Raw genomic sequence first — 11304 nt, 5'->3', positions numbered from 1 at the left:
CTCCATGAAACCTCCGATATGGCTTTAGCGAGACAATGGTTTTTCAACATGTTTTTGACCCTAAGGTCCTCGATCACTATGGCTTGGTTTTCGCGAATGATCTCGGTGCTGACCTTGTGTAAGAAGTCACGTCTTTGGTCCGCTACCTTACCGTGCAGTTTGGTGACCTTTAGCCTTGCCTTCTGTCTGTTGCAGCTGCCTTTAGCCTTACGAGACAGGTCCTTCTGTTTTACATCCTATACCACTAGGTAGATAAAAACAAGATTTATCGCCTATTGGGAAAAACTATCCATCCCCATCTTTCGCCTTTGGCTTAGAAGATGGGGAATTCCGCTTGACCTGTTAAAAGGCCCTGTCCCGATCGGGACAGGGCCTTTCGCTATTTGGCGGACTTAAGCCATATGGCCACGTCCTGGCCATCTAAAGGTAGGGCTACTGGTTCCAGGGTCACGAACATAATCTCTCTGTGAGGTGACTCTATCCTGCCGTAAAGGGCGTAATCTCGGCCCTCGACAAGGACGCTGGGCCGGTATATTAGCTTAAATGGCAGGGGAACCTGCTCGTCTCCCAATGTCCTGGAAACCGAGGCCACAGGCTTTCTAGGGGAACCAGGGGTAACGTCAAAGATCGCTACCACCAGTGAGCACCCCTCAGGCAGGGCAATTCTCTCCCTGTAAGCGACCTCTCCCACGATGGTATCGTGATCGTAAAGCTCGGCGGCCAGAAATACCGCAACCACGACCATAAGACAGCCTATTATCATAGCGACAACTCTTTTAGTATGTATGCTACATACCTCCTCTCAGTACTCTGGCCATTATTATAACACCAGAGCTTGGAGAGGGATAACGATCCGCTTTAGTCCGCTACCTAGAGCCCTAATGCCTCATCAAGAGCGGCCTTGTCGAAACCTACTATATACTTGCCGTCTACGTCGATAACCGGAACGCCCATCTGGCCGGTCTCGGCGACCATCTTCTTGGCCGCCTCACGGTCGGCACCTACGTCGATGACGTCAAACTGCACTCCCTTGTCTGTAAGGTATTCTTTAACCTTTTTGCACCATACACAGCCCTGGGTCGAATATACTTTTACGGTCATAACTATTCCTCCTTCTGGATTTTGATAAAAAACTATCGTCTTAGGAGATTTCCCACGGGGCATACGGAACACCAGGCCCGATGGTTTCTCCACAACGCCAAAGGCAACGCCACTAAAGAGGTTATGAGACACATCCTGTAGGCCACCACGCCGAATCTCCACCAGGAGAAGTCGTTCCAGAGCCCGGTAAGCAAAATCTGAGATGTGAACATAGCCAGGAAAACACCTAATGAGATGTACCAGATTCGTTTTCCAGTCATCCATTTCGGGACGGGCTTTTTAGGCGAAAGGTGCTTCATCACCATATCGAGAAAACTTCCTCTAGGACAGTAGGAACCGCACCATTTTTTTCTTTTACCGGTTAACAGGACCAGCCCCATCAGGGCGAAGGCCACCAAAGCCACAGGAGGATACCACCACCCTACCACCATTACGGTAGCATAAATCAGGGCAGATATCCAGCGTATATACTTAGTATCCATAATCCCCCTCCTCCATTAGCTCAATAATACCCCTTAGGGGTATTATTGTCAACTGCCGACCCTCATGGAGTTGAGTATCACCGATATTGAGCTGAAGGTCATGGCGACCTCGGCCACCACAGGATGGAGAAGGCCCGCCATGGCCAGAGGAAGGGCCAGCAGGTTGTAGGCAAAGGCCCAGAAGAGGTTCTGCCTTATGACCGAGAAGGTCTTTCGGGATATGGCTATACCCTGGGCTATGCGGTCCACGCCGCCGGATACTATTACCATATCGGCGCTGTCTATGGCCAGGTCGGTGCCCGACCCTATGGCGACCCCGACATCCGCCCCTTTGAGGGCGGCGGCGTCGTTCATGCCGTCTCCTACCATGAGAACCTTGACTCCCTTGGCCTGCTCGGACCTGACTATGGACAGCTTGTCCTCGGGCCTGATTTCGCTGTGGACGTCCTCAGGGTCTATGCCCACCGCTCTAGCGACCAGCGCCGCCGAGCCTCGGTTGTCGCCGGTTGCCATAACCGGCCTGATCCCTAAGGATCTAAGCTCCTCTATGGCGGAGCTCGCCTCTGGCCTGATGGGATCCTCAAGGGCCAGGAAGCCTCGAACCCCCTCGCCGAGCCGGACCTCAACCACAGTGCGGCCCAGTTCCAGCTGGTCCGAGTATCGCTCCATGGACAGAGGCCTTCCTACCGTCCATTCCTCGCCGTCTATTAGGGCTTTGAGGCCCTCTCCGACGATCTCCTCCACCGACGACACGTCCAGAGGGTCCGCCTCTATCTCCGCTATGGCCTTGGCCAGAGGGTGGTTGGACATGGACTCCATGGCGATCGCCACCGAAAGGGCCCTCCGATCCAGATCCATATGGGCCAGGGCGGGCCGACCTAGGGTCAGGGTTCCGGTTTTATCCAGTATAACAACCTTCACGTCTCCGGCGGTCTGGATCGCCTCGGCGTTGCCTATGACAAGGCCCTTTTTGGAGGCCGCACCGGTGCCTGTGATGAGGGCCATAGGGGTCGCCAGCCCCAGGGCGCAGGGACAGGCTATGACGATTGTGGTAACGAAGGCGAAGAGGCCCACAGAAAGGGGGTCTCTTGCCTCCACGACCCAGGGAAGCCACGCCGAGGCCCGGTCCAAAAACCACCCGAACCGGTCGATCGACGTATACCAGAACACTCCCGAAGCCAGGGCCAGCAGGGCGACAACCGGGACGAAGGCCCCGGTCACCCGATCGGCGAAGGCCTGAATGGGGATCTTGGCCCCCTGGGCCTCCTCTATTAGGGCTATCATACGGGACAGGAAGGTATCCTCGCCGACCCTGGTCACCTCGATCTCCATCGACCCTGTTACGGCGACGGAGCCACCGGTGACTGGGTCACCCAACTCTTTTGAGACCGGTATAGGCTCGCCGGTTATCATGGACTCGTCCACCGCCGAACGACCGGACAGGACCGTTCCGTCGGAGGGTATTCTCTCTCCGGGCCGCACCAAAAGGGTCATGCCCTCTTTAAGGGCCTCTATGGGAAGGGTCATCTCCAAACCGTCTTTGAGTACCCTGGCCTCTCTGGCCTGGATACCGACCAATGCCCTTATCTCCTTGGCCGCCCGACCCCGAAGGTGGGACTCGATAAAACGGCCAGTCAGGTGGAGGGCTACTATCATGGCCCCGACGGCGCCGAAGGAGGATACGTTGAGGCCCAAAGCCCCGAGCAACGCGGTGGACCAGGCGGCCAGAGCCCCTAGAGACACCAGGACGTCCATGTTGCCGTGTCCGTGGGTCAGGGCGATCCACGCCCCCCTCAGAGCCCCCCAGCCAGCTCCGAATATGACCACCGCACCGCCGAATATCTCCATCCAGAGATATCCCGGGACGTGGATGCCCATCATGTGAAACACCATGAGGGCCATCAGCGGCCCCGTTATGGCCCAGGCCAGAGACAGGTTTATCCTTGCCTTCCTGTAGCGGCCCTCCTCCAGGTCCTGGGGCCTCTCCCGAGAGACGCCGTACCCCACCGAGAGTACCGCCTTCTCCAGAAGCTCCTCTGGCACGGTGCCGTCGGTGACCACGAAGGCGGTCTCGGTCGCCAGGTTTACCCCTGCGAAGGAAACCCCATCCACCTTGGACAGCTTTTTCTCGACTATCCTGGCGCAGGACGCGCAGGTCATGCCCGTCACGGTGAGAGACAGGTTTTTGCCCTCCACTTAGCCACCCCTTTCGACGATCAGCGGACCCCATGTTGCAGGAGGTCCATCTGATCCATCACCACCTTGAGAAACTCGGCGACGTATTGGCCGATAAAAGGCAGGTTCCAGTCCACCACCGTCCTTAGGAAACCGACCAAACCCCATAGTATCCCCGCCGCCACCACAGTAAGCCCCAGGGCAAAACCCACCCCTCGAGCGACCCCTCCGAGAAAGGACACCCACAGGAAGCGGCGGTATTTCACGGCCTCTCCTTGGCCTCGTAGCCTCCGTCATCCAGGGCATTAAGCACCTTGTCCAGGTCGTCGGTCTCGACGGTGACGGTCTTACCGTCAAGGTCCACGGAGAAAGACGGAAGGTTCATCCCCTCCAGAATCGACTTTATCCTTCCCTCGCAATGAGAGCAGGACATATCAGGTACCGTTAATTTGTACTCAGCCATCTGTTTTTCCTCCTTTTTTCTATAGAGCATCTCTAAAAACGCTGTTCCTCGGAGAGATCGTTCCGACGGAGCCCATTTGAGCCCGTATACTCGACATGCCGTCGTGTAGTCGAATGGGGCGACAGGACGTCGCCCCAAGCCGAGGGGGCACAGGACGTGCCCTCCGAGGCGGTTCGTACGAAGCAGGCAGGTCGAGCATACGCTTGGGCGAAACAGGGCGTAGGCGGGACGGTCTCTCCGAGGATGCTCGAAAATGAGTTTTTAGAGATTCCCTACATGGCCCCCTCTGAATCGGCTTGCTTTATGGTTTCCTCCATGTCCCTCTTGAGCTCCTCCGGGAGCCCCAGTATGTCCAGGGACAGAAAACCCTTTATTATGAGGGACCGGGAATCCTCCTCCGACAGCCCTCTCGCCATGAGGTATTCGATCTCCTCCTGGGCTATCTTTCCGACCGCCGCCTCGTGGGACATCTCCAGGTCATTACACTGGGCCTCAAGCTCCGGTATGGCGTGGATCAGCCCTCGGTCGGATAGGATCAGGCCGTCGCACTCGAGATGGGCCTTGACCCCGGGGACCTCTCCTACCAGGTGACCTCTGGCGTAGATTTTGCCTCCCATGGAGACCGCCCTGGACACCACCTCAGCCCTGGTGTCCTCCGCCTTTAGGATAACCCGAGAGCCCGAGTCGATACAGGACCCTTCGGTGGCCAGAAACACGCTGTTGAAGGTGGCGACCGCACCCTTGCCCTTCAGAACCGCCGTTGGGTACATAACAAGGTCCTTCGCCGGTTTGAGGCAGATGTAGTTGGATATGAAGGTTCCGCCCTCCTCCACGACTATGGAAGTCTTGGGCCTGACCGCCATGTCCTCCCCCCAGTTGTGGACCATGGTGAAAGACAGGGTTGCTCCTTTCTCGACGTATATCTCCGAGACCCCTACGTGGAGCCCCGAGCGGACTCCAGGGGCGGTGGCACATCCGCTGAGGATGTTCAGTGTGGACCCTTCCTCTGCGACCACTATATTGTGGACGTTCTGGGTCAGCTTCTCCTCCGCCAGGTATAGGCAGGCCTGGAGGGGATAGGTCACCGTGGATCCTGCCTTGGAGCGGATGAAGTAGCCTCCGTCGGGATCGCCGTTTTCATTGTCGTCTATTAGACGACGCCAGTAGGGCCTGAGGCCGTCGTGAAGCTCGAGGGCGGTGGAGATAGGGAGGACCTCCACCTCTGGGTCGGAGCAGTTGCAGTGTACCGTGGAGTGATCCGCCAGCATAAAGCTGCCGGATACCTTGGCCTCCGGGTCGATGCCGCTTTTCACAAGAGTACCTCTGTCCTGTTCCGACAGGTCCGATAACCGTTCAACCGGGGAGATCATCTTTTCACCTCTTCTTTTATCATGCAGCGGAAGCACTCGGAATAGCCGCTTCGGCGTATCTCGGACAGTATCTCCCTGGCGTTTCCCGAACATACTATCTTGCCGTCCATCATGACGTGGCCTCTGTCGACGTTGACGTAGTCCATTATATTTCCCGTGTGGGTTATGAGGAGCCCCGCCTTGTGCCGTCTTTCCTTCATCTCCTTTATGGAAAGCTCTCTGTGACAGGAGGATCCGTCACATCCAGGACCGCATACGAGAGGTCTCTCTCGGCCCAGCACCGACGCAGAGGCTCTGCCGATTAAGGCCATGTTCTCGAGATCGACCCCTGACTCGGGCTCGTCCAAAAACACCAGGTCGGGCCTCTGAAGGAGCAGCTGAAGCAGCTCCACCCTCTTCAGCTCTCCGCCGGAAAGGCCGGCGTTTACCTCTCTGTCCAAAAAAGGCAACACGTTGAGGCTTTCCGCCAAGGTCTCTATCTCCTCTTTGTCCGACTCACAGAGCTCCAGAAGGGACCTAAGCCTTACGCCGTGGATGGTAGGAGGCCTCTGAAAAGACATCCCAATTCCTAAGCTAGCCCGTTGGTCCACGGAAAAACCTGTGATATCCTGTCCCTTGAAGAGGATGGAACCACAGGTGATATCGTATTTGCCAAGCCCCATTATGCTGCCCAGAAGGGTGGTCTTACCGGAGCCGTTGGGACCGAAGACGGCGTGGATCTCCCCTTCCCCTATGTCCAGGGAGACCCCTTTGAGGACCGGCTGTCCCTCTACCTCGACGCACAGGTCTCGGACCTCCAACAAAGCTGTTCCGTTCATGTTCCATTCCTCCAATGCTCTTTGCAAGGATACGTTAAAAGTTTCCCCTATGGATAATAGTATAGGACCATAGGGAGGAAAACACAACTTCTTCAGTGGGATTTAGTTTTCCCTTTTGACCAATCGAAAACGGAGGTGAGAAGGCGGCATGACCAAGATAACCGTAGATCGACTTAGAAGAGGGATGGTCCTGTCCAGCGACGTCGTAGACCGATCTGGCCTGAAGCTGCTCCCCAGCGGTACGGTGATAACGGACCACTATATGCAAAGCCTCAGGGAGTGGGGGATATATCAGGTTGAGGTGGTGGACAGGCAGGACAGGGGACAGGGGCAAGGAGACGATATGATCTCCAGGGGAATAAAGGTAGCGAAGAAATTTTCGCCCCTCCCGATGGATGACCCTTTGGTATCCTATCTCTACGACAGAGCGTTAAAAAGGCCTGTGGACCCGACCAAAGGAGAGAGCTTTATATCCCGTCCGGTAGGCTCCAGAGGCAAAGGGATTCCTTCCTACCTGTCGGTCATGCAGCTGCTGGAGAGCCATCCCGACCTGGTGTCGCTGCCGGACGTCTATTACCGCATCGTAGAGTGCCTAAAGTCACCGATAAGCTCCTCCTCCGACCTAGCGGCGGTGGTCGGGATGGACACCAATCTGACCGCCAGGCTCCTCAGGTTGGTCAATAGCCCTGTTTACTCTCCCTCTTCGCCGGTGAACACGGTGGCTAGGGCAATTACCCTTTTAGGGGCTAAACAGCTTTCCACCCTCGCTTTAGGGGTTTCGGTTATATCGATTTTCGACGACCTGTCCCCGGAATACCTCACCATGGAGGAATTCTGGCGTCACTCACTGGCGACAGCCATAATAGCCAAGCTGATAGCTAAGGACCTTAAGCTGGATCAGGAGCTTCTCTTCACCGGTGGAACCCTTCACGACCTCGGAAGGCTGATCATGGTAGAGAGGATGCCCTTTCAGATGGAGGCGGCTATATACCTCTCCTATTCAAAGCAGACCCCGCTCTACGAGGCGGAGAGGGAGGCCGTAGGGTTCGATCACGGAAGGGTAGGGGGAAAACTGCTGAAAATGTGGGGCATTCCCGATCCACTCCAGTCTATCGTCAGATTTCACCATAACCCCGCCATGGCCAAAGGGTTGGAGCTGGAGGCCAACGTCATAGCCCTGTCGGACATGATAGCTATAGCTCTGGATATAGGGACCAGCGGTAGCAAGGTCATGCCTCCTATGAAGTTTTCCGGCAAAATCGCTCCCTGGCTGTCGCCGGAACACCTGGACAGATGGATCGATCAGGCGGAAAGCCAGATAGATGGGGCGATGGAGTTCTTCAGCTTCGGATCAAACCGACCTTCACAAACCCACAAGCCCCTTGTATAATACCGAAGGTCAATATACGTCAAACAAGGAGGGATGGCCCCATGTCGGTGCAGTACAAGGACTATTACGAGATTTTGGGCGTCTCTCGGGGTGTAACGGAGTCGGAGATAAGGAAGGCCTACAGGAAGCTGGCTAAAAAATACCATCCCGACGTCAACAAGACCCCCGAGGGGGAGACTCGATATCGGGAGATCAACGAGGCCTACGAGGTGCTGAGAGACCCGGAAAAGAGAAAACTCTACGACGAACTAGGGCCTAACTGGCAGGCCGGTCGAGATTTCCGGTCCGGCGGCGACTACGGCTACGGCGACTTCTCCGGCGGCTTCGGAGGAAACCAGAGCTTCGGCGGAGATATGGGTGGCTTTAGCGACTTTTTCAGGACCATCTTCGGCAACATGGGGGGGATGGAAGGGGATATGTCCATGGGATTTAAGGGGCAGGACCTGGCTGTGACCTTAGAGATCTCCCTGGACGACGCCCTAAAAGCCCCTGTGAAGAGACATATATCCATCCAGAGCCAAGGCTCCACCAGATCGCTGGAGGTGAACCTGCCAAGAGGCATCACCGACGGATCGAAGCTAACCCTCAGAGGACAGGGAGGACCGTCGCCGTCGGGAGGCCAAAGAGGTGACCTGAGGATAACCATCAAGCTGGCGAAAGACAGCAGGTTTTCCGTCGACGGCCATGACCTGATAACCACCGTCAAGGTCAGCCCATGGGAGGCCGCCCTAGGTATGGATTCCCTGCCTGTGGTCACGCCATCGGGAACGGTGAAGGTAAAACTGCCATCAGGAACCCAGTCGGGCCAGAAACTGCGGCTCAGGGGAAAGGGGCTTCCTCTCAGGGGGTCCGGCGTCGGAGACCTTTACGCAAAGATAGAGATAGTCGTACCGGACAGGCTAAACGAAAGGGAAAGGGAACTTCTCTCCGCCTTAAGGGAAGAATCGTCCTTCAACCCCAGGACGTAAAGACAGGGACCATGGACAAGCCATGGTCCCTGTGATTTTATCTCACCGCTGGAGATGTCTCCTCCAGGCGATAGTTGGCGGTGAGATCCCGAAGCTCCGCCAGTCTCTCCTGCTGATTGAGCCTGATGGCCTTGAGCTCTCCGAGCTTTACACCCATTTTGTCCGCCGCTTCCTTCATATCCTGGGCGGACTCTCTACCCTGGTTCAACATAGAGGCTATGGTGTCCACCGCCCGAGCTATCTCCTGGGTGCTGGCGGTCTGCTCCTCCGAGGACGCCGCTATGGACTGAATCCCCTCCGCCATGGCGGCGACCCCTTCGGTGGCCCCTTTTATCTCTTTAGCCGCTTGTTTGGACTTAATCAGAAGATCCTCCATAACCGAGCCGGTCTCCTTGGTGTCCTTGGCGGCCACCGACATATCGGTCTGGACGGCCTCTATGACCTTTCGTATATTGGAGGCCGCTCCGTTGCTTTCCTCCGCCAGCTTTCTGACCTCCTCGGCAACTACAGCGAAGCCCCTCCCGGCGTCACCGGCTCTGGCGGCCTCGATGGCGGCGTTCAACGCCAGAAGGTTGGTCTGGTCCGCTATGGATACTATGGTGTTTACGAAGCCGGTAATACCTCCAACCGATCGCTCCAGCTCCGCCATAGCCTCCACTACTCTAGCGGTCGCCTCCCCTGCCCTGGAGGTGCCGGCGGTGACGTCGTCGACGGCCTTGCTCCCCTGCTCGGCATTGCCCGAGACCGACTGAGCCTTCTCGCTGAGTTCGGTGACGACCTGAGTCGAACTGGCCACCCCGGAGGAGACCTCCTCCACTCCGGCGTTTGTCTCCTCGGCGGAGGAGGCTATAGAGTCCACCATAGAGGCCACCGCCTCGGTCGCCTCGGACACCGTCGCCAGGGCCTGATGGGTCTCCTGAGCTATGTCGCTCATAGTCTTCGCCCCCTCGGCGAACTGGCGGTTCATACCGTTGACCTTTTGGACCAGCTGGCGATATTCCTCCAGAATACGGCCGAAGGCGGCCATCACCCTGTCTATCTCGTTGACACTGTTCTCCCTGATGGAGATGTGCATAGAGAGGTCTCCCTGGGCGATCCTTCCAGCTATATCGACGACCTTCCTGAGAGGTGATACCAGCTTCATCACCGCAAAGCTAAGCAGTACGAGGCCCAGTAACGCCAGAGGTGAGGTCCACAGGATGAGCCCTGTTTTCATCGATTTTACCGGGGCCATGGCTAGATCCTGGTCCACTATGACCATAGCGAACCAGTCGGTGCCCTCGATTTTCTGTATATAGGCCTTTGAGTTTCGGCCGTTATAGTCGTAGCTCACCTCGGTGGGGCTGGAGGAGGCCATAACCCCCTGGGAGGATAGGACTTTCCAGAGGTCCGGGGCGGATTCGGAGACAGGAGAGCCTGTCGGTATGGTGGGATGGGCGACGAACCTCCCCTGGCCGTCGAAGATAGCCCCGTAGCTACCGTCCCCTAGACTGGACTGTATGACCCGTCTTTGGACCGGCACCAGAGAGGTTCCGGCGAATATGACCAGCTTTACGTCACCGTAGTTGTCCTTCACCGGTCGGTAGTACCCTACGTGGGGATAGCCCATCACCGAGACGATCTCGTCGTATCCCTGCCCCTCCTCCACTGTCTTGACGTATCTAGGGGAGGACGAGTCGGTGAAGTTACCGAGAAGAGGGACGCCGTCCTGGTCCTTTAAGGTCGTGGAGACCCGAACCATACCGCCCTCGACAACCTGGTATATGGAGAACTGGGACCCCATGGCCTCCTGCCACTCATCGACCAGTGTCATGTCCCCGGTGACCTGCTGAAGAGAGCCGTCCATTATGAAAAGCTTGCTAACCTCCACATCCCCCGTCTGGATAAGATCCTCGTTCTCGAAGGTCATCTTACCGTCAAGTCGCTGTACGATTATGTTTGCGTAGGAGTGATTGGCCTCCCTAAGGGAGCGGATCTCCTGAGATGCCCCTGTCTGAAGGCTCTCCACGAAGCCAAGGCCACCTTGGTCTATGGTGTTCTCCATCATCCTGCCGGACCTGAAGGACGCCACCCCGATAACCAACGCCAAAAGGGACACTATGAGGACCCCCACCACCAGAGACACCTGTAACCCCACGGTAAGCCCAACGGCTCCACCTTTCCGTTTCACACTACCCACCCCTTCCAGGATATTTTCGTGTCCATTGTATCACCACCGTTACATATATTCCTTATTCGTTTCGATAGAACAAAGAGGCCACTAAGGAGGACCTTTGCTACTTTTGGGTAACTATTCAGTCGCCCCATCCAGGAAGAGAATCTGACCATCGAGAGCCATAGACATGGGCTCGAAGATGTTGATCGAGTTCTTTTTCGCCGTGATGAGGAACGACATTATTTTGGCATAGTCATTAGCCCCTTCCGAGGTTCGGAAGCAGCCCGATATTTTAAGCTTCGCCTTGAAGTTGCGGATGTTTCGCTCAGCTTCGTTATTGTCGAAGGGGATCGCAAAGTCCCTGGCATAGAGCAGGATCTCC

13 protein-coding genes are annotated in these 11304 nt (G+C 56.5%); 2 read left to right on the top strand and 11 right to left on the bottom strand.

Annotated features, from left to right (window positions below; genetic code table 11):
* From B9Y55_RS12560 to B9Y55_RS12520, 9 genes are all read right to left on the bottom strand, one after another.
* A partial coding sequence (locus B9Y55_RS12560; RefSeq protein WP_200806685.1) for a transposase occupies positions 1-218 on the bottom strand: 218 nt, incomplete at its 3' end.
* Positions 219-379: 161 nt separating this feature from the next.
* Entirely contained in the window at positions 380-763 is a 384-nt protein-coding gene (locus tag B9Y55_RS12555) for a YbaY family lipoprotein (protein WP_085545688.1), read from the bottom strand.
* A 107-nt stretch (positions 764-870) separates the two neighbouring features.
* The gene (locus B9Y55_RS12550) at positions 871-1101 is read right to left on the bottom strand and encodes a glutaredoxin family protein (RefSeq protein WP_085545687.1); all 231 of its coding nucleotides are present in this window, start codon (positions 1099-1101) and stop codon (positions 871-873) included.
* 32 nt (positions 1102-1133) lie between these two features.
* Entirely contained in the window at positions 1134-1583 is a 450-nt protein-coding gene (locus B9Y55_RS12545) for a 4Fe-4S binding protein (RefSeq protein ID WP_085545686.1), read from the bottom strand.
* 48 nt (positions 1584-1631) lie between these two features.
* A complete protein-coding gene (locus tag B9Y55_RS12540) occupies positions 1632-3779 on the bottom strand; it encodes a heavy metal translocating P-type ATPase (RefSeq protein ID WP_268753313.1) in 2148 nt (715 codons plus the stop codon).
* A gap of 20 nt (positions 3780-3799) precedes the next feature.
* Positions 3800-4024 (bottom strand): DUF5665 domain-containing protein, encoded by a 225-nt coding sequence (locus B9Y55_RS12535; protein ID WP_085545685.1) that lies wholly within the window; start codon positions 4022-4024, stop codon positions 3800-3802.
* Complete coding sequence (locus B9Y55_RS12530) at positions 4021-4221, bottom strand: heavy-metal-associated domain-containing protein (protein ID WP_085545684.1); 201 nt, start codon at positions 4219-4221, stop codon at positions 4021-4023. The genes B9Y55_RS12535 and B9Y55_RS12530 overlap by 4 nt, the downstream gene beginning before the upstream one ends.
* A 272-nt stretch (positions 4222-4493) precedes the next feature.
* Positions 4494-5591, bottom strand: a complete 1098-nt coding sequence (locus B9Y55_RS12525; protein ID WP_085545683.1) for a SufB/SufD family protein — start codon at positions 5589-5591, stop codon at positions 4494-4496.
* The gene (locus B9Y55_RS12520; RefSeq protein WP_200806684.1) at positions 5588-6409 is read right to left on the bottom strand and encodes an ABC transporter ATP-binding protein; all 822 of its coding nucleotides are present in this window, start codon (positions 6407-6409) and stop codon (positions 5588-5590) included. Before B9Y55_RS12520 ends, B9Y55_RS12525 begins: the two co-directional genes overlap by 4 nt.
* Positions 6410-6557: 148 nt before the next feature.
* Here B9Y55_RS12520 and B9Y55_RS12515 point away from each other — a divergent pair, with 148 nt between their 5' ends.
* Positions 6558-7799 (top strand): HDOD domain-containing protein, encoded by a 1242-nt coding sequence (locus B9Y55_RS12515; protein WP_085545682.1) that lies wholly within the window; start codon positions 6558-6560, stop codon positions 7797-7799.
* A gap of 41 nt (positions 7800-7840) precedes the next feature.
* Complete coding sequence (locus B9Y55_RS12510) at positions 7841-8767, top strand: DnaJ C-terminal domain-containing protein (RefSeq protein ID WP_085545681.1); 927 nt, start codon at positions 7841-7843, stop codon at positions 8765-8767.
* Positions 8768-8804: 37 nt separating this feature from the next.
* Here the strand turns inward: B9Y55_RS12510 and B9Y55_RS12505 are convergent, their stop codons facing one another.
* Together B9Y55_RS12505 and B9Y55_RS12500 are read right to left on the bottom strand one after the other, a co-directional pair.
* Positions 8805-10937 (bottom strand): methyl-accepting chemotaxis protein, encoded by a 2133-nt coding sequence (locus B9Y55_RS12505; protein WP_085545680.1) that lies wholly within the window; start codon positions 10935-10937, stop codon positions 8805-8807.
* A 120-nt stretch (positions 10938-11057) separates the two neighbouring features.
* A partial coding sequence (locus B9Y55_RS12500) for an IS66 family transposase (protein ID WP_143340950.1) occupies positions 11058-11304 on the bottom strand: 247 nt, incomplete at its 5' end.

This window comes from Dethiosulfovibrio salsuginis (genome assembly GCF_900177735.1).
Lineage (GTDB): Bacteria > Synergistota > Synergistia > Synergistales > Dethiosulfovibrionaceae > Dethiosulfovibrio > Dethiosulfovibrio salsuginis.
This window is presented reverse-complemented; position numbering and strand designations above follow the sequence as displayed.